Genomic DNA, 18,384 nt, shown 5'->3' on the forward strand with positions numbered 1-18,384 from the left:
TAGGATGGAGGAGTGACCTCGACCTCGGCGCCGACTCCGGCCACGACCCCGTCCCCCTTCCGACGAATCGTGACGATCTCGCTGGCGGTCATCGCCGCGCTGGTCGTCGCCTTCTTCGTCTTCGCCTCGCTCTACACCGACTTCCTCTGGTACGACCAGCTGGGCTTCGACTCGGTCCTGCTCACGCAGTGGACCGCACGCGTGGTGATGTTCGCCGTCGGCTTCGTCGGGATGGCGGGCCCGGTCTGGCTCGCGATCTTCCTCGCCTACCGACTGCGCCCGGTGTACGCCCGTCTCAGCTCGCAGCTGGACCGCTACCAGGAGGTCGTCGAGCCGCTCCGCCGCCTGGCGATGTGGGGCATCCCCGTCTTCTTCGGGTTCTTCGCCGGCTTCGCGTCCTCCTCGCAGTGGGAGACGGCGTGGCTGTGGGCGAACGGCACCCCGACCGGCGACGCCGACCCGCTGTTCGGCCTCGACACCGGCTTCTACATGTTCGCCATGCCGTTCTACGCGGCGGTGATCGGCTTCCTCTCGGCCGTCGTGCTCATCTGCCTGCTCGTGACCGCCCTCGTGGCGTACCTCTACGGGTCGGTGCGGATCGGTCAGGGCGAGCTGCGCATCTCCAAGCCCGCGCGCATCCAGCTCGCGGTCACGGCGGGTCTCTACCTGCTCGTGCAGGCGGCGAGCCTCTGGCTCGACCGCTACTACACGATGGTCGACCAGGGCGACCGCATCACCGGCCCCGGCTACGCGGGCGAGAACGCGGTCATCCCCGGCCAGACCATCCTCTCGATCGTCGCGGCGCTGGTGGCCATCCTGTTCTTCGTCACCGCCGTGATCGGCCGCTGGCGCTACCCCCTCATCGCGACCGCGCTGCTCATCGTCACGTCGCTCGTCGTCGGCGTGGGCTACCCGTGGGCGGTGACCACCTTCCAGGTGCGCCCGAACGAGCAGGCGCTCGAGATGGAGTACTACCAGCGCAACGTCGACGCCACGCGCGCCGCATACGGCCTCGACGGCATCGAGAACGTGCCGTTCGCGGCCGAGACCGACGCCGCAGCGGGCCAGCTGCGCGATGACGCGGACACGACCGCGTCCATCCGCCTGATGGACCCGGCCATCATCGGCCCGACCGTGCAGCAGCTGCAGCAGTTCCGCGCGTACTACGGCTTCCAGGACACCCTCGACGTCGACCGCTACGAGGTCGACGGCGAGACGCAGGACACGGTCGTGGCGGTCCGCGAGCTCGACATGGAGGAGCTCGACGCCGACGCGCGCACCTGGAACAACACCACGCTCGTCTACACGCACGGCTACGGCATGGTCGCCGCGCGCGGCAACGAGCGCACGAACGAGGGCGAGCCCGTCTTCATCGAGAGCAACATCCCGTCCACGGGCGTGCTGTCCGACCTCGAGTACGAGCCCCGCGTCTACTTCGGCGAGAACAACCCGGCCTACTCGATCGTGGGGGCGCCCGAGGGCTCCGATCCGGTCGAGCTGGACTACCCGGCCGGCGAGGAGGGCGAGACCCAGACCAACACGACGTTCTCCGGCGACGGCGGGCCCAGTGTCGGCAACTTCTTCAACCGCGTGCTGTACGCGCTGAAGTTCCAGTCCGAGCAGATCCTCTTCTCCGACTACGTCAACGAGGAGTCGCAGATCCTCTACGACCGCGACCCCCTCACGCGCGTGCAGAAGGCCGCTCCGTACCTGACCCTCGACAACGACCCGTACCCGAGCGTCGTGGACGGCCGCATCGTCTGGATCGTCGACGGCTACACGAGCAGCGCGACGTACCCGTACTCCTCGCAGGTGAGCCTCTCGCAGGCGATCAGCGACTCGACCAATCCGACGCCGAACCTGCTGATCGACGAGATCAACTACATCCGCAACTCGGTCAAGGCCACGGTCGACGCGTACGACGGCAGCGTGACGCTGTACGCGTGGGACGAGGAGGATCCGGTGCTGCAGACGTGGCAGAAGATCTACCCCAACACCATCAAGCCGATCGATGAGATGTCGGGCGAGCTCATGAGCCACGTCCGGTACCCGACCGATCTCTTCAAGGTGCAGCGCGCCATGCTGGGCACGTACCACGTCGACAACGCGCGGGCCTTCTACCAGCGCGACAACGCGTGGACCACGCCGAACGACCCGACGAGCGACCAGCAGCTGCAGCCGCCGTACTACCTCTCGATGCGGATGCCGGGTCAGGAGGACCCGACGTTCTCGATGTTCACGACGTTCATCCCCGATGGCGGCACGCGCAACGTGCTGATGGGATACCTCGGCGTGAACTCCGACGCGGGCAGCGAGGCGGGCACCGTGCGGGACGACTACGGCAAGCTCACGATGCTGGAGATCTCGGCCGACACCACCGTGCCCGGCCCCGGTCAGGTGCAGAACTCGTTCAACTCGGACTCCGCGATCGCGAACGAGATGAACATCCTCACCATCGGCGCGTCGGACGTGAGCCTCGGCAACCTGCTGACGCTGCCCGTCGGCGGCGGTCTGCTCTACGTGCAGCCGGTGTACGTGCAGTCCACGGGCGGCACGTCGTATCCGCTGCTGCGCAAGGTGCTCGTCGCATTCGGCGACCAGCTCGCCTTCGAGGACACCCTCGCGGAGTCGCTCGACGTGCTCTTCGGCGGCGACTCGGGCGCCGACACCGGCGACGAAGACGTGACTCCGGTCGACCCGGAGACCGACCAGCCGATGGAGCCCGCGGACCCGGAGCAGCCGGAGCAGCCGAGCCGGCCGGTTCCGCCGTCCACGGACACCTACGAGCAGGCGCTCTCCGACGCGCAGGAGGCCATCCAGGCGAAGCAGGACGCGCTGGCGGCCGACGACATGGTCGCGTACGCGCAGGCCGACGAGGACCTCACGGACGCCGTCGAGCGCCTGCTGACGTTCCTCGACGAGTCGGGACAGGCCGCACCCGCCGAGTAGGCCCGCACGAGCGCCGAGGCCCCGCAGGAGCGATCCTGCGGGGCCTCGGCGCATCCCGGTAGTCACGCGGGCGGGGACGGCCGCACGCGGAGCGGAGGCGGGCGCAGGCCCCGGGCTGAGCGGGACACACTGCAGGAGATTCGAGCCGCTGTGGCGGGCGTCGCCGCGGAACCACGGCCATCCGCCGGGGGAGTGGGCGCGGATCTCCTGCGGTGTGCACCGGGCAGCACGCGAGGGGGAAAGCAGAAGGCCCGGATCCTTACGGATCCGGGCCTTCTCTTTGTTGCGGGGGCAGGATTTGAACCTACGACCTCTGGGTTATGAGCCCAGCGAGCTACCGAACTGCTCCACCCCGCGGCACATGAATAGCCTAACACGGCTTCGACGAGGGGTCGAATCGGGCGGTCCCTGCGGCGCATCCCGGGCGTGGCGTCAACCTTCGGGGTCGGGTGCGCTGCCGGTGAGGGCGCGCAGGATGGCCGCGGTCGCGTCCTCCGCGGAGCCGGCCGCTGCCACGTTCTCCTGCTCGACGGCGGCGACGATCTCCGCGCGCTGGATGCGCGTCGTGCGCGGGGCCTGCACGCCGATGCGCACACTGTCGCCCTTGACGTCGAGGACGGTCACCTCGATGTCGTCTCCGATGAGCACGCGCTCGCCGATCCGTCTCGTCAACACCAGCATCCGATCAGCCTACTTCCGCCGCAGGATCGCCCCGTGTCGGAAGGCGACTTCTGGCTGTGATAGCTTTCCTCGCGCAAGAAATTGAATATGACACGGAGAAGAAGTGCCTGGTCATTCCAGTTTTTCGCCTGATTGGGACGGGGGTCCGCAGGCGAAGACGTCTCCCGACGCGCTCGCGCGGGAGAACATGCCCCTGGCGATCTTCCTCGCGACCGAGAAGGCGCGTTCGGCGAACCATCTGCACCTCGACGACCTGATCTCGGCGGCGGGGCTCGGCCTCACACGGGCGGCGCAGCTGTACGAGCCCGAGCGCGGCATCCCCTTCGGTGCCTTCGCCCGCAACCACATCAACTGGGCGATCGCCGACGAGCTGCGCTCGGCCGACCCCGCCGGCGTGCGCGGGCGCGAGAAGATCGAACGGCTGCGGATGGCCGGAGAGCTCGTCCGCGCACGCACCGGTCGCGAGGCCACCGTCGCCGAGCTGTCGCGGGAGACGGGCTTGGACGCGGCGGCCGTCGAGGAGATGCTGCGCCTCGACGAGATGGTGCGCACCAGCACGAGCTTCGAGAAGCACTTCGCGGTCGAGGACGGGCGGCAGGCCGTCGATCTCACCGCCAGCGTGATCCTGCCCGAGCATGCGGTCGAGCAGTCGGAGAACCGCGCGATGCTGGAGCGCGTGGTCGCCGCGCTGCCGGAGCCGATGGGGCGCATCGTCCGCGGGGTCTACGTCGAGGATCGGACGGTCAAGGACATCGCCGCCGAACTCGAGGTCAGCCACGCCTACGTTTCGAAGCTGCGTGCGACCGCGCTCACGCTCATGCGCGAGGCGATGGACGCGTGGGAGACCGGCGCGGAGCCCAACCGCTCGACGAAGACGCGCGCGACGTTCTTCGAGAAGCTCTTCGGTCCCGCGGGATCGCGGGACGGCGCCCGGCTCTGAGGAATCTCGGCACGAGCGGTTACGCGGGTGCGACTCCGTCGCGAATGGTGGGGATGCAGGCCCACGGATGGGCCTGCGACCACGCCCATAACCACGGAGGAATCACATGGGTCTTCAGATCGCAACCAACGTCGGGGCGCTCAACGCGTACCGCAACCTGTCATCCAACCAGAACGACGTGTCGAAGTCCCTCGAGAAGCTCTCGAGCGGTCTCCGCATCAACCGCGCCGCGGACGACGCCGCGGGCCTCGCCATCTCCGAGGGCCTGCGCTCGCAGGTCAACGGCCTGAACGTCGCCGCGCGCAACGCTCAGGACGGCATCTCGGTCATCCAGACCGCGGAAGGCGCACTCACCGAGGTCCACTCGATCCTGCAGCGCATGCGCGACCTCGCGGTGCAGGGCGCGAACGACTCGAACAATGCCGACTCGCGCAAGGCGATTCAGACGGAGCTCGACTCTCTCGGATCCGAGCTGGGCCGCATCAAGGATTCGACGAACTTCAACGGCATCAAGCTGCTCGACGCAGCAACCGATGCTCCCACGACCCTGAACTTCCAGGTCGGCGCGGACGGTGACGCCGCTTCGAAGATCGCGGTCACGCTGGGTGGCCTCGAAAAGGCGCTGACGGGTCTCTCGTATACAGGCAGCGACGGCAGCGAGGCGACGGACGGCGCCGTCGTCACCTTCCCCGCCGATGGTGCGGCCGTCACGGCCTCGGCACTCTCAGTCGAGACGACGGCGGAGGCGCAGAACTCGGTGGAGATTCTTGACACCGCCATCAAGAACATCTCGGAACAGCGTGCCGGCCTCGGTGCGTCGCAGAACCGCCTCGAGTCGGCGATCAACTCGCTCAACGTGTCGGCGGAGAACCTGTCGGCCGCGAAGAGCCGCATCGCCGACACCGACATGGCGTCGGAGATGGTGAAGTACACCGCCTCGAACATCCTCGCGCAGGCCGGCCAGGCCATGCTCGCGCAGGCCAACCAGTCGGGCCAGGGCGTGCTGCAGCTGCTCCGCTGAGCATCCCGCCTGAGGTGGCGCTCGGGCGGAGTCTCGCACTCCGCCCGAGCGCCTTCCTGCACCACCCGCTCCCGCAGACGGAAGGCTCTCCCGGATGAAGATCGACGGCCTCGCATCCGGCCTCAACACCGCCGCGATCATCGACGCGCTCATGGACGTGGCGGCGATCCCGAAGAAGCAGGTCGCCGCTCGGATCACCGACCGCAACTCCGTGATCTCGAACCTGCAGTCGCTCAACACCTCGCTGCAGGACCTCGCGACGAAGGCGCAGACGGCCGCGAAGGCGAACTCGCTCGCCTCGTTCCGCGCGTCGTCGTCCTCAGAGAACGTCACGGTGACCGCCGGCGCCACCGCGAGCGCGTTCTCGACGAGCGTCGTCGTCGACGCCGTCGCCACGTCGCACGCGGTCGTCACCGCCGCAGCCCCTGCCGGCTCCTGGGGCGGAACGTTCACGCTGGTTACCGCCGACGGCACGACCACCGAGATCACCCCCGAGGGCACCAGTGCGGTCGACCTCGCGAAGGCGATCAACGACGCCGATGCGGGCATCACCGCCACCGTGGTCTCCGGCGGTGTCGACGCCGACGGCAACCCGCTCTCGCGCCTGCAGCTCACATCGACGACGACGGGTGAGGACGGCGCCTTCACCCTGTACCGCGGCACGTCCGCCGATGTCGACGCGGGGACCGCGCGCGACGTCGCCACCGAGACCGGCGCCGCGGTCCTCACACAGGGCGCCGACGCTCGCATCCGCCTGTTCGCCGGCACCGCCGCCGAGCAGGCGATCACGAGCGCGAGCAACACGTTCACCGGCCTCGCCGACGGCATCGACATCACCGTCACGAAGGCGAGCGCCGACCCGGTCACTGTGAGCGTGGCGATCGACACGGAGGCCCAGGCGAAGACCGCAGGCGACTTCGTCAAGCAGATCGGCGACCTCCTCAAGCGCATCGACAACGGGTCGAAGGCGACCGTCGCCGAGGCGGGCGGCAAGACCACCCTCGGCGTCTTCACGGGCGACAGCACGGTGCGGGCGCTCCGCGGCGCGCTCGCCAACGCGGTGCAGCACCCGGTCGACGGCGTCTCGCCCTCCTCGATCGGCATCTCGATCGACCGCTACGGCGCGCTGGCCTTCGACGCGAAGAAATTCGGCGAGGCGATGGCCGCCGACCCCGCCGGCACGCAGGCCGTCTTCGCCGCGGTCGCCGCGCGCGTGGACGACGTGGCCGGTCAGTACTCCGACAAATACGACGGCATGCTCACCCAGCGCATCACCGGCCAGCAGTCCGAGGTCAAGGCGCTCGAGACGCAGGTGTCGCGCTGGGATCTGCGCCTGGAGCAGCGCCGCGCGACCCTCGAGCGCCAGTACACCGCGATGGAGACGCAGCTCTCGACGCTGCAGTCGCAGTCGTCGTGGCTCAGCTCCCAGCTCGCCTCGCTCAGGCCCGACTCCTCCTCCTGACCGCCAGCCCACGCCACCCGTCCCGTCCGCCATCCGAACCGCTAGGAAGCCCCGATGCCCTCCACCGCCGCCCTGGCCCGCGCCAAGCAGCAGTACCTCGAGCAGCAGGTCGCGTCCGCCTCTCCCGAGCGCCTCGTCACCCTGCTGTACGACCGGCTGCTCGTCGACATCGACCGCGCGGCGGCAGCCCAGGACGCGTCCGAGTGGCTGGCGGCGGGCCCGCACCTGACTCACGCCCAGAGCATCGTCGCGGAGCTCAACGGCTCGCTGACCGACGTGTGGGATGGCGCGGAGCAGCTCCGCGGGATCTACACCTACCTGACGACGCGACTGATCGCCGCGAACGTCTCCCGCGACCGCGCCGCGACGACGGAGTGCCGCGAGCTCGTCGCGCCCCTCCGTGACGCCTGGCACCAGGCCGCGGCGCAGGTGACCGCGCAGGCGGCGCCGCAGGTCGCCGTCGCGAGCTGAGGCGCCCGTGTCGGCGAACCTCGCGGCCTGGCAGGAGATCCTCGACCGCTTCGAGCGCGCCCTCGACGCGCCGGCCGACACGGCGCCGCAGCCGCTCGCACCGCCGCCCGGCCCACCGCCGCACGAGCTCGTCGAGCGAGCGCGCGCGGTGCTGGCCCGCCAGCAGATGCGCATGGCCGAGCTCACCGCTTCGCAGGCGGAGATCGGACGCGAGATCGCCGCCCTCCGTCGCGTGCCATCCGCTCACGCGAGCACGCCGGCGTTTCTCGACATCGAAGGCTGACATCCGCGGTTACGTCGTGACGCCCCTGTCACGATAGTCCGCCGCAGAGCACGGATCGCTCGACGACCTGGCCAGGGACCGGCCACGCCACCCGCTTCTTCCGGAGTGCCGCCGTGCTCGAATCCGTCACCGCCCACGCGCTCGTCAGCGCCCTGGATGGCCTGTCGCTGCGTCAGCGCGCCATCGCCGACAACGTCGCCAACATCAACACCCCCGGCTATCAGGCCAAGCGCGTCCGATTCGAAGACGAGCTGCGCGCGGCCGTCGCCGCCGGAAACGGCTCGGTGCCCGCGAGCGTGGAGCGCTCGCTCGAGCCCACGCGGCTGAACGAGAACAACGTGAACCTCGACACCGAGACGCTGTCGAACATCGACACCACGCTGCGGTACCAGTTCGCGAGCCAGGCCATCGGCGGCCAGGCGACATCCGTCACCAAGGCGATCGGACAGGCATCCGCATGACGTTCGACGCGATCGGCATCGCCGGCACGGGGCTCACCGTGCACCGCAAGTGGCTCGACGCCATCAGCGACAACATCGCCAACGTCAACACGGCCACCCCGGTCGGGCAGGAGGCGTTCCGCGAGCGCCTCGTCATGGTCACCGAGGGCACCGAGGACCCCGGGGCGTACGTCGCGGGAATCGCCGAGTCCGAGGCCGAGGGGCGCCTCGTGTACGAGCCCGAGCACCCCTACGCGAACGAGGACGGCTACGTGCAGTACCCGAACGTCGACCTCGGCGATCAGATGAGCATGCTCATCCTCGCGCAGCGCGGCTACGAGGCGAACGCCGCGGTCGTCGACCGTGCGAAGACCACGTACGAGGCCGCGCTCCAGATCGGGCGCAGCTGATGCCCGCCGGAATCGACCCGGTGGCAGCCGCCGGCGTGAGCCGGCTGTCCGCTCTGAGCTTCGAGAGCGCGAGCGCCGCCCCGCCCGCCGACAACCCGGCGTCCGCGGCGTCGTTCGCCACCTCCCTCGCCGGCGCCGTCGACAACCTGCAGCAGCTGCAGTCCACGTCGAACGAGCTCGCCGTCCAGGCGGTCACCGGCGATCTGGACGACATCCATCGCGCCACGATCGCGGCCTCCCGCGCCTCCGTCACGCTCGACCTCGTCGTCGCCGTGCGCGACCGGAGCGTCGCGGCGTTCAACGACATCATGAGGATGCAGGCCTGACATGCCGAAGATGATCACGAGCGTGTTCGACCGGGCCAAGCAGGTCGTCGGCGGCTTCAGCGTCGCGCAGCGCACCATCGCGCTCATCGGCGTCGCGCTGCTGGCCATGGGCGCGATCGCGCTGGGCACCTGGATGTCGAAGCCGCAGATGAGCCCGCTGTTCACCGGCCTCAGCGCCGCCGACGCGTCCGCCGTCGTCGAGCAGCTGAAGTCCGCCGGCGTCGCCTACGAGCTGACCGAGGGCGGCGCGACGATCCTCGTGCCCGACGACCAGGTCTACGCGCAGCGCCTGGCCGCGGCGTCCGCCGGGCTCCCCGGGGACTCGAGCGACGGCTACACGCTGCTCGACGACATGGGCGTGACCGCCAGCGAGTTCCAGCAGTCCGTGACGTACAAGCGCGCCATCGAGGGCGAGCTCGCCAGCACCATCGGCGCGATGACGGGAGTCACCTCCGCCAGCGTGCAGCTGGCCATCCCCGAGGAGTCGGTGTTCGTCGCCGACCAGCAGGACCCGACGGCGTCGGTGTTCGTGCGCACGCAGAACGGCGTCACGCTCGACGACGACCAGGTCGAGGCGATCGTGCACCTGACGAGCGCCGCCGTCACCGGCATGAGCCCCGAGGACGTCGCCGTCACCGATCAGGATGGCCATGTGCTGTCCGCGGTCGGCTCCGGTCTCACCGGCGGCGCCGACAAGCAGGCCACGGAGTACGAGAGCAAGGTCGCAGCGACAGTGGGGCAGATGCTCGAGACGATCGTCGGCCCGGGCAACGCGAGCGTCTCGGTGGCCGCCGACGTCGCGAACTCCACCTCGGAGCGGATGGAGGAGACGTACACCGCCCCCGAGGGCGAGCTCGCGCCATCCGAGCAGACGAAGACCGAGACCTACTCCGGCGGCGCCGGCGGCGAGGCGGGCGTGCTCGGCCCCGACAACATCGCCGCGCCCGTCCAGGACGGCGCGGGCTCGTACGAGCTCGAGGAGACCACGCGCAACAATGCCGTGAACAAGGCCACCGAGAAGACCGTGACGCCGTCGGGCGAGGTCACGCGGCAGACCGTGAGTATCGCCCTGAACCGCGACGCCGTGGAGGGCGTCACCGCCGAGCAGGTCCAGGCGCTGGTGGCGACCGCCGCCGGCATCGACACCGAGCGCGGCGACAGCGTCACCGTGGAGTTCGTCGAGTTCAGCCAGGCGGGAGCGGAAGCCGCGGCGGCCGCGCTCGCCGAGGCGGAGGCCGCCGAGGAGGCGCGCCGTCAGGACGAGCTCCTGCGCACCTCGATCATCGGCGGCGCGATCGTGCTCGCCGCGATCGTCCTGGCGGTCATGATGGCGGTCCGCGGTCGTCGCCGTCGCCGCGGCGACGAGCTCGTCGCGCAGTCGGCCATGTCGGCGCTTCTGCCGCCGGACGATGACGTGGTGCTGCTGACTTCGGTGCCGGAGCCCGCACCGCGCGCGACGCCCGCGGCCCTCGCGCCCACCGAGGTGATCGACGTCGTGGACGAGCCGGAGCCCGTCCAGGTGCTCGTGGAGCGCCGGCGCCGCGAGGTCGACCAGATCGCGAGGACCGACCCCGAGGCCGCCGCCGCGGCCCTGATCGACATGATGGACGAGGCGGCGGTATGAGCGGCATCGCCGACGCGCAGCAGGCCACTCTCGACGCCCGTGCGATCACTGCGTCCAGCCCCGAGTCTGCGACGCCGCTTACCGGCCTGCGGAAGGCCGCGATCGTGCTGCTCAACATGGACCGCGCCGCGAGCGCCGCCGTGCTGCGTCACCTGGGCGAGGCGCGGGCGGAGGTCCTTGCGGCGGAGCTCACCCGGCTCGGCGGCGTGGACGTCGCGGCCACGGCCGAGGCGCTGGGGGAGTACCGCCGCATCGCGGCGGGCGGCGCCGTCCCCTCGCGCGGCGGCCAGGAGCTCGCCACCGGTCTGCTCGAGACCGCCTTCGGCCGCGAGAAGGCGGTGGGGATCGTCGGACGGGCGATGTCGCAGGGCGGCGTCTCCTTCGACTTCCTCAACGCGGCCGACCCCGCGCAGCTCGCGACCATCCTCGAGGGCGAGCTCCCCACGACCGTCGCCGTGGTCCTCGCCAATCTGCGGGCCGACCGCGCCGCCGCGGTGCTGGCCGCCCTGCAGGACCCGCTGCGCACCGACGTCGCCCAGGCGATCGCGACCATGGGGACCGCCACGCAGGAGGCCATCTCCGTGGTCGCGGATTCCCTCCGCTCGCGGCTGGGCGTGTTCGCCACGCGCGACGTCCACGAGGCGCTCGGCGGCGTGCAGCCGCTCGTCGAGATCATCAACCGCTCCGACACCGCGCTGGAGAAGGCGCTGCTCGCGAGCCTGGAGGGACGGGACCAGGCGCTCGCCGAGGACATCCGCAGCCGCATGGTGACCTTCGCCGACATCGCCCGCCTCGAGGATCGCGACGCGCAGCGCGTGCTGCGCGGCATCGACCTGCGCGTGCTCGCCCTCGCGCTGAAGGGCGCCGACGAGCAGGTCAGCGAGGTCATCAGCCGCAACATGACCGAGCGCAACCGCGAGAGCCTTGCGGAGGAGGCCCGGGTCCTCGGCCCCGTCCGCATGCGGCAGGTCGACGAGGCGCGGGCCGAGGTCGTCCGCATCATCCGCGAGCTCGAGGCCGCCGAGGAGATCACGCTCTCGCGCGACGACGAGGACGAGATCGTTGAGTGACCGGCCACTCGCGTCGGCCCTCGACGCGGAGTTCGTGCCCCTCGTGCCGCCCCGGGTCGGCGGCGCGTCCGTCGACGCGCGCGGCGAGGCCGACAGGGCGCGCGCGCGCGGGTACGCCGACGGGTACGCGGATGGCCGGCGGACCGCTCTCGAGGAGGGCCGGCGCGCGCTCGCGGCCGATCGCGAGCTCGCGCAGCGGCGCCAGGACGAAGCCGACCGGATGGCCGAGACGGCTCTCGAGGCGCTGTACCGCGCTCGCGACGCGCTCGCTGAGCGCACCGCCGACGTGACGGCGCTCTCCGCCGCGCGCGTGGAGGAGCTCGCCGTCGAACTCGCGCGCGTGATCCTCGGCGCGGAGATCGCCGAACCCGCGCGCTCGGCCGCGCACGCCCTGCGGCGCGGCCTCGCCCACGCGTCCGGCGGCGCGCGGCTGCTCCTCAACGAGCGGGACCACGCGACGCTCGCATCGGGCGACCGCTCCGCGCGCCTCCCCGAGAACGTCTCACTGGCCCCATCCCCCGCGGTCGACCCGGGCGGAGTCATCGTCGAGGTGGACGACGGCGCGGTCGACGCGCGGATCACCGCGGCGCTGGCTCGGGCGGCTGCCGCGGTGCACGGCGAGGACGACGCCGCGATCGGGGCGGCCGGATGAGCGGGGCCACCGCGACGTGGAGCCGCGCGCTCCACGCGGCGCGGCCCGTGCGCTCGGGCGTCGTGAAGGCCGTGGTCGGCCTCGGGGTCGAGGTGCTCGGCGTCGAGGCGGCGGCGGGCGACCGCGTGCGCATCGACGCGGAGGACGGTCGCGTCGTCGACGCCGAGGTCGTCGCGGTCGACGGCGCGCGCGCTCGGTGCATGCCGCTCGATCCGCTCGACGGGGTCCGGGCGCGCGCACGCGTGCGCCACGCGGCGTCCGCTCCGCTCGTGCCGACCGGCCGCGCGCTCCTCGGTCGCGTGCTGGATGGCCTGGGTCGCCCCATCGACGGGAAGGGCCCGTTGGACGCGCGCACCGTCTCCCACGTGCCGCTGCACCGCGAGCCGCCGAGCGCCATGGGCCGGCAGCGCATCGCGCGCCAGCTCGGGCTCGGCGTCCGCGCACTGGACACGATGACGCCTGTCGGATTCGGTCAGCGGCTGGGCCTGTTCGCGGGCTCCGGCGTCGGGAAGTCGTCGCTGATGTCGATGATCGCGCGCGGCACCACGGCCGACGTGAACGTCATCGCGCTGGTGGGGGAGCGCGGGCGTGAGGTGCGGGAGTTCCTCGAGGACGACCTCGGGCCCGAGGGCCTCGCCCGCTCCGTCGTCGTGGTCGCCACCGGAGACCAGCCGGCGATGGCGCGGCTGCGCTCGGCGTTCGCCGCCACGCGCATCGCCGAGCAGTTCCGCGAAGAGGGAGCCGACGCCATCCTCATGATGGACTCGCTGACACGCGTGGCGATGGCGCAGCGCGAGATCGGCCTGTCGGCAGGGGAGCCGCCGGCGACGCGCGGGTACCCGCCGTCGACGTTCTCGGTGCTCGCGCGCCTTCTCGAGCGCGCGGGAACCGGGCCGCGCGGCTCCGTCACCGGTCTCTACACCGTGCTCGTCGACGGAGACGACCACAACGAGCCGATCGCCGACGCGGCGCGCGGCATCCTCGACGGTCACGTCGTGCTGGACCGCGACCTGGCCGTGCGCGGGCGCTTCCCCGCCATCGACGTGCTCGGCTCCGTGAGCCGCGTGGTCTCGAAGATCACCTCTCCCGAGCAGCGGCAGAGCGCGGTCGCGCTGCGTAGCGTGCTCGCGGCGCGCCGGGCGGCGAACGACCTCATCGACATCGGCGCCTACAAGCCGGGCGCCAACCCCCTCGTGGATGCCGCGATCGCGCATGAGGCGGCCATCGAGGGGTTCCTGCGGCAGCGCATGGACGACCTCACCCCCGCCGCGGAGGCGTGGCAGCGCCTGGCTGCTCTCACCACCGAGTTCGAAGGAGCGACCCGATGACCTTCCCCCTCGCCGGCCTGCTGCGCGTGCGCGGCGCCCAGGAGCGCGTCGCCGCCGAGCAGCTCTCGCGCGCGAGCGCAGCCGCCTCGCAGGCGGAGGCGTCCGAGCAGCGGGCCCTGTCGAGCCTGGCCGCGACCGGCGGCGCGGTCGCCGACGACGTCACCCTGCTGGCGCTCGCCGCGGCCCGCGCCGCCGGCCGCAGCGCGCTGAGCGACCTCCGCACGCTGAGCGAGCTGCGTCGCGCGGAGGCAGAGGAGGCGAAGGCCGCGCACGTGGCCGCGCGTCGCGAGCTGAAGGGGCTCGAGCGTCTGGAATCCGCGCATCGCGCGACGGTCGCCCAGGCAGAGCTCCACGCCGAGCAGACGGCGCTCGACGAGATCGCCGTGGTGCGGGCCGCGCGCGACGAAGGGTCCGCGGCATGAGCGGGGTCGAGGCGGTGATCGCCCGTGTCGGCGAGATCGAGAGCCGCATCACCTCCCTCGATCCGGCAGCGCGCGCGGCGCAGGCGCGGCCGGCCGCTGCGCCGCAGCCCGCCACCGCGGGGGCCGCGCAGTTCGCGACGGCGCTCGATGCGGCTACCCAGCCCCGCGCCACGGCGCCGATCGGAATGCTCCCGCCGACGGTGACGGCGCCGCCCCTCGCGGGCGACGGGAGCGTGACCGGAACCGCGGTCGTCGAGCAGGCGGAGAAGTACTTGGGCGTGCCGTACGTGTTCGGCGGCGAGGACGAGACCGGCATGGACTGCTCGGGGCTCGTGCAGCGCGTGTTCGCCGACCTCGGCGTCGACGTGCCGCGCGTCGTGCAGGACCAGGCTGACGTCGGGGTCGAGGTGCCCTCGCTCGATCAGGCGCAGCCGGGCGACCTGATCATCCCGCACGGCGAGGGGCACATCGTCATCTACATCGGCGACGGGAAGGTGCTGCACGCGCCGCGACCCGGCAAGGACGTGCAGATCGTCGACAACTTCTACGGACCCGGCGAGATCGCGACGATCCGCCGCGTCGTGCCCGCCGACTCCGAGGTCGCAGTGACCGCGCCGCCGGTCGTCGCGCAGGCGGCCGGCGCGCCGGCTTCCGCGACCGGCGACGCCGAGCTCATCGCCGCGATGCAGGCGATGTTCGCCGCGCGCACGTCGGGCGCCGGTTCCTCCGGGTCGATGCAGAGTCTCGCGGGGCTCCTCGCATGACGGCCGTCGGGATGATCCTCCCGCCCTCCGCCGCCTCCCCGGGCGCCGGACAGCGGCGAGGGCGGGAAGACGGCGGAGCGGGATTCGGGGCGGCGCTCGCCCGCGCCGAGCAGGCGGCGGATGCGACGGCCGCGACCGCGGACGGGAGGCGATCCGAGGAGAGCGGCCGCCCGGAAGAGAGCAGCGCCGCGGAGAGCAGCGCCGCAAAGAGCAGCGCCGAGGAGAGCAGCGCGCAGGAGACGGGCCGTTCGGAGACGTCCGCGGCGGAAGGCTGGCGCCACGATCTCGTTTGTGCAGGCGGCATGGCGCCCGGGAGCTGGGCCGCCGACGGCTCGACGGCGAGCGAAGAGCAGCAGGCGTTGAGCGGGATGGCCCGTTCGTCGTCGGCCGTGACCGCCTCGGCCCTGCCTGCCGCGCCCGCCGCCCCCGGCTCGGCCGTCGCGTCGACGTCCCTCGGGCCGGAGGCCGCCGGCCGGGATCAGGGCGTCGTGCGCGCATCGCCGCCGTTCGCGTCTCCGGCGCTCACCGGCCCCACGAGCGGCGCGGTGGCCACCGGTCAGCCGTCGACCACGACCGCGACGACGTCCGCGTCCGCAGCACCGGGAAGCCCTGATCTCGCCGCGCTCGCCGCAGGCGCCCCCACGGCCACCGCTGCGGAAACCGCTCCCGCAGCCTCCGCACCCGCGGCGTCCACGGAGTCTCCGTCCGCAACCTCGGCGTCCGCGACTCCGATCCCGGGGCGCGGGATGCCCGCGGCGCCGGAGGTCTCGACCGCGGGGGCTCCCGCCTCGCCCGCGGCGATGCCCGAGGCCTCCTCCTCTGCGGACTCCGCCTCCCTCGCGCCCGTCTCCTCGGCGAGCGCCGCGAGCGCGGCGGACCCGGCCAACCGCACCGCGCCCACCGGCACCGCGAACACCGGCACCGCGCCCGCCGCACGTGCCGCCGTCCCCGTGCCGCGAGAGGCGGTCGCCAGCGATCGCACCGCGAACGGAGCCCCGGCGGCGCAAACCGGCGGCGACCCCATCGCCGCTCGCGGGGCGTCTGATGCACCGGACTCGGCGGCGCAGCCCGCCGTCGCGGCGACCGGCGCCTCGACGGCGGTCGCCGCACTCCCGCCGCTGACGTCCGGTCGCCTCCTCCCGGGGCGACCCGCCGCGGACGGACCGACGGCGACGCCCGAAGCGGTCGACGCCGCACGGGCGACCGTCGCTTCGGCCTCCGCCGCCCCGGCCTCCGCAGCGCCTTCTGCCGCCGCTCCTTCTGCCGCCGCAGCTCCCGCGCCCGACGCCGCGACGCCACGCGCGTTCGCGGCTCAGGTGTCGCCGGTGGTGGTGAGCATCGCGCAGCGCCCGGCGGGCGATCACCGCATCACGATGACCGTCCACCCCGACGAGCTCGGGCCCGTCACCGTCCGCGCGCACATCACCGCGCGCGGCGAGGTCCAGGTGGAGCTGCTCGGCGGCACCGACGCCGGAAGGGACGCGCTGCGGTCGATCGCGTCAGACCTGCGCCGCGACCTCGCCGCCGTGCTCCCGCACGCGACGCTCAGCCTCGGGTCGTCGGCCGGTCACGACGCGGCGGACCGCGGTGCGCAGTCCGGCACCGGGGGAGGGCCGGGCGAACAGCAGTCGCCGCGGCGCGAACCCGGACCCGACGCGCGCCATCCGCAGGCATCCGAGCGGATGGCGGCTCGGGCCATCCCGACACCCCTCGCCCCGGCCGGCGGCGCCGGCCTCGACACCTTCGCCTGAGAGGAGCCTCACCCATGCCCATCGACGCCGTGAGCGCCACGAGCTCGACCTACGACGCGCGAGCGACCGACGCGGCCGCGCCCAAGCAGACCCTGGACAGCGAGGTCTTCCTCCAGCTCCTCGTCGCCCAGCTGACCAACCAGGACCCGTCCAGTCCGATGGACACCAACGCGATGATCTCGCAGACCACGGAGCTCGCGACGATGGAGCAGCTGACCGCGCTCACCGAGAACAGCAGCGAGGCGTTCGCCCTCAGCATGCGCCAGGCCGCGGCCGCCCTGATCGGTCAGCAGGCCAGCTACCTCGGCGCCGACGGCGAGACCGCCACCGGCCTGGTGACGAAGGTCTCCTTCGACGGTCCCGTGCCGCAGGTGACGGTCGGCGACCAGACGGTGCCGCTCGACGCCATCCTCGGGCTCGCCGCCCCGGCGGAGCCGACCCCGGTGACACCGGCCCCGGCGACGACTGCCCCCACGACGACAATCGCGACCCACTGACCCCCAGGAAGAGAGAACCCCATGCTCCGCTCGCTCTACTCCGGCATCTCCGGCCTCCGCTCGCACCAGACGATGCTCGACGTCACCGGCAACAACATCGCCAACGTCAACACCGCCGGCTTCAAGGGCTCCTCGGTGCAGTTCGAGGACTCGCTCTCGCAGCTCATCGGCAACCCGGGCATCCCCGACGACCAGGTCGGCGGGAAGAACCCCGCGCAGGTGGGCCTCGGCGTGCAGGTCGCCGGCGTGCAGACGAACTTCGCCCAGGGCTCGGCGCAGTCGACGGGGCGCCCGACCGACCTCATGATCGCCGGCGACGGCTTCTTCGCGGTCCGCTCGGGCGGTGAGACGCTCTACACCCGCTCCGGGGGCTTCTCGTTCGACGCGACGGGCAAGATGGTCACCGCCGACGGCTCGATCGTGCAGGGCTGGACCGCTCAGAACGGCGTGGTCGGCACGGGAGCGGCGCCCGGCGACATCGTGCTGTCGAAGGACGCCGTCGCACCCGCGCGCGCCACCACCTCCGCCACGGTCGCGGGCAACCTGCCCTCGACGGCGGCCGCGGGCGAGCAGCTCGTGCGCGACATCACGGTCTACGACGCGGCCGGCGCCCCGTCGACTCTGAGCCTCACCTTCACCAAAACCGGGGAAGGGTGGGACGTGTCGGGCCCCAGCGGGGCCACCGGCAGCCTCCGCTTCGACGACGGCGAGCAGGTCGGCGGTCTCGTGCTCGCCGTGGGCGGCGTGAGCGTCGATCTGACGGGGGTCACCGGCTACGCCGAGATGTCGACCGTTGCCATCACCGCGCAGGACGGCGCCGCAGCGGGTGCGCTGCAGTCGTACTCGATCACCGACGACGGCTCCATCGTCGGGACGTTCAGCAACGGCAAGACCGAGACGCTCGGGAAGATCGCCATGGCGAGCTTCACCAACCCCGAGGGACTCGAGAAGGTCGGCGGCACCGCGTACCGCGCGACGGTCAACTCGGGCGCGGTGCAGATCGGAGAGGCCGGCCAGGCCGGCTTCGGCGGTCTCGTCTCCGGCGCTCTCGAGATGAGCAACGTCGACCTGTCGCAGGAGTTCACCAACCTCATCGTCGCCCAGCGCGGCTTCCAGGCGAACGCCCGCATCATCACCACGAGCGACGAGGTGCTGCAGGAGCTCACGCAGCTCAAGCGCTGATCCCGCATGTCGACCAGGAGGGCCTTCCGCGCGTGCGGGAGGCCCTCCCGGTTACCCCGGCCGCTCGGTGTCGCGATAGTCCGAGCCGCCCCTGTCCGTCCCGCGCAGAGC

The 18,384-nt window shown here is 72.1% G+C and carries 19 protein-coding genes and 1 tRNA gene; 18 read left to right on the forward strand and 2 right to left on the reverse strand.

Features of this window, described 5'->3' with window-relative positions; translation table 11 throughout:
• The first annotated feature begins 12 nt into the window (after positions 1 to 12).
• The gene (locus tag D7D94_RS01690) at positions 13 to 2,949 is read left to right on the forward strand and encodes a UPF0182 family membrane protein (RefSeq protein WP_156240936.1); all 2,937 of its coding nucleotides are present in this window, start codon (positions 13 to 15) and stop codon (positions 2,947 to 2,949) included.
• 283 nt (positions 2,950 to 3,232) lie between these two features.
• On the opposite strand, the gene D7D94_RS01695 is transcribed toward D7D94_RS01690, so the two are convergent.
• Positions 3,233 to 3,306: transfer RNA gene (locus D7D94_RS01695), tRNA-Met, on the reverse strand.
• A 75-nt stretch (positions 3,307 to 3,381) separates the two neighbouring features.
• The gene (gene csrA, locus D7D94_RS01700; protein WP_156240937.1) at positions 3,382 to 3,630 is read right to left on the reverse strand and encodes a carbon storage regulator CsrA; all 249 of its coding nucleotides are present in this window, start codon (positions 3,628 to 3,630) and stop codon (positions 3,382 to 3,384) included.
• 103 nt (positions 3,631 to 3,733) lie between these two features.
• Between csrA and D7D94_RS01705 the strand changes: the two genes are divergently transcribed.
• The 17 genes from D7D94_RS01705 (at position 3,734) to flgF (ending at position 18,273) form a co-directional block, all read left to right on the forward strand.
• Positions 3,734 to 4,570, forward strand: a complete 837-nt coding sequence (locus tag D7D94_RS01705; protein WP_281349327.1) for a sigma-70 family RNA polymerase sigma factor — start codon at positions 3,734 to 3,736, stop codon at positions 4,568 to 4,570.
• A 106-nt stretch (positions 4,571 to 4,676) separates the two neighbouring features.
• A complete protein-coding gene (locus D7D94_RS01710; protein WP_156240939.1) occupies positions 4,677 to 5,591 on the forward strand; it encodes a flagellin N-terminal helical domain-containing protein in 915 nt (304 codons plus the stop codon).
• 94 nt (positions 5,592 to 5,685) lie between these two features.
• Entirely contained in the window at positions 5,686 to 7,053 is a 1,368-nt protein-coding gene (gene fliD, locus D7D94_RS01715) for a flagellar filament capping protein FliD (RefSeq protein WP_156240940.1), read from the forward strand.
• Between the two features lie 54 nt (positions 7,054 to 7,107).
• Positions 7,108 to 7,524, forward strand: coding sequence for a flagellar export chaperone FliS (gene fliS, locus D7D94_RS01720; protein ID WP_156240941.1), 417 nt, complete (start codon positions 7,108 to 7,110; stop codon positions 7,522 to 7,524).
• A gap of 7 nt (positions 7,525 to 7,531) precedes the next feature.
• Complete coding sequence (locus tag D7D94_RS01725) at positions 7,532 to 7,807, forward strand: hypothetical protein (protein ID WP_156240942.1); 276 nt, start codon at positions 7,532 to 7,534, stop codon at positions 7,805 to 7,807.
• A 113-nt stretch (positions 7,808 to 7,920) separates the two neighbouring features.
• On the forward strand, positions 7,921 to 8,268 hold the full coding sequence (locus D7D94_RS01730; protein WP_156240943.1) for a flagellar basal body rod protein FlgB: 348 nt from the start codon (positions 7,921 to 7,923) through the stop codon (positions 8,266 to 8,268).
• Complete coding sequence (locus tag D7D94_RS01735; protein WP_156240944.1) at positions 8,265 to 8,657, forward strand: flagellar basal body rod protein FlgC; 393 nt, start codon at positions 8,265 to 8,267, stop codon at positions 8,655 to 8,657. Before D7D94_RS01730 ends, D7D94_RS01735 begins: the two co-directional genes overlap by 4 nt.
• Positions 8,657 to 8,983: a flagellar hook-basal body complex protein FliE gene (gene fliE / locus D7D94_RS01740; RefSeq protein WP_156240945.1), complete on the forward strand. Its 327-nt coding sequence runs from the start codon at positions 8,657 to 8,659 to the stop codon at positions 8,981 to 8,983. Before D7D94_RS01735 ends, fliE begins: the two co-directional genes overlap by 1 nt.
• 1 nt (position 8,984) lies before the next feature.
• Positions 8,985 to 10,607, forward strand: coding sequence for a flagellar basal-body MS-ring/collar protein FliF (gene fliF / locus D7D94_RS01745; RefSeq protein WP_156240946.1), 1,623 nt, complete (start codon positions 8,985 to 8,987; stop codon positions 10,605 to 10,607).
• Entirely contained in the window at positions 10,604 to 11,677 is a 1,074-nt protein-coding gene (gene fliG / locus D7D94_RS01750) for a flagellar motor switch protein FliG (RefSeq protein WP_156240947.1), read from the forward strand. The genes fliF and fliG overlap by 4 nt, the downstream gene beginning before the upstream one ends.
• Positions 11,670 to 12,329, forward strand: a complete 660-nt coding sequence (locus D7D94_RS01755; RefSeq protein ID WP_156240948.1) for a FliH/SctL family protein — start codon at positions 11,670 to 11,672, stop codon at positions 12,327 to 12,329. The genes fliG and D7D94_RS01755 overlap by 8 nt, the downstream gene beginning before the upstream one ends.
• The gene (locus D7D94_RS01760) at positions 12,326 to 13,657 is read left to right on the forward strand and encodes a FliI/YscN family ATPase (RefSeq protein WP_156240949.1); all 1,332 of its coding nucleotides are present in this window, start codon (positions 12,326 to 12,328) and stop codon (positions 13,655 to 13,657) included. Before D7D94_RS01755 ends, D7D94_RS01760 begins: the two co-directional genes overlap by 4 nt.
• Positions 13,654 to 14,079: a hypothetical protein gene (locus tag D7D94_RS01765; protein ID WP_156240950.1), complete on the forward strand. Its 426-nt coding sequence runs from the start codon at positions 13,654 to 13,656 to the stop codon at positions 14,077 to 14,079. The genes D7D94_RS01760 and D7D94_RS01765 overlap by 4 nt, the downstream gene beginning before the upstream one ends.
• On the forward strand, positions 14,076 to 14,843 hold the full coding sequence (locus tag D7D94_RS01770) for a C40 family peptidase (protein WP_246171837.1): 768 nt from the start codon (positions 14,076 to 14,078) through the stop codon (positions 14,841 to 14,843). The genes D7D94_RS01765 and D7D94_RS01770 overlap by 4 nt, the downstream gene beginning before the upstream one ends.
• Positions 14,840 to 16,594 carry a flagellar hook-length control protein FliK gene (locus tag D7D94_RS01775; protein ID WP_156240951.1) on the forward strand — a complete coding sequence of 585 codons (1,755 nt, stop codon included), beginning with the start codon at positions 14,840 to 14,842 and terminating at the stop codon, positions 16,592 to 16,594. Before D7D94_RS01770 ends, D7D94_RS01775 begins: the two co-directional genes overlap by 4 nt.
• Positions 16,595 to 16,608: 14 nt before the next feature.
• Entirely contained in the window at positions 16,609 to 17,091 is a 483-nt protein-coding gene (locus tag D7D94_RS01780) for a flagellar hook assembly protein FlgD (RefSeq protein WP_156240952.1), read from the forward strand.
• A 21-nt stretch (positions 17,092 to 17,112) separates the two neighbouring features.
• On the forward strand, positions 17,113 to 18,273 hold the full coding sequence (gene flgF, locus D7D94_RS01785) for a flagellar basal-body rod protein FlgF (RefSeq protein WP_156240953.1): 1,161 nt from the start codon (positions 17,113 to 17,115) through the stop codon (positions 18,271 to 18,273).
• Positions 18,274 to 18,384 lie beyond the last annotated feature (111 nt).

The sequence above is a fragment of the Microbacterium oryzae genome, assembly GCF_009735645.1.
GTDB lineage: Bacteria > Actinomycetota > Actinomycetes > Actinomycetales > Microbacteriaceae > Microbacterium > Microbacterium oryzae.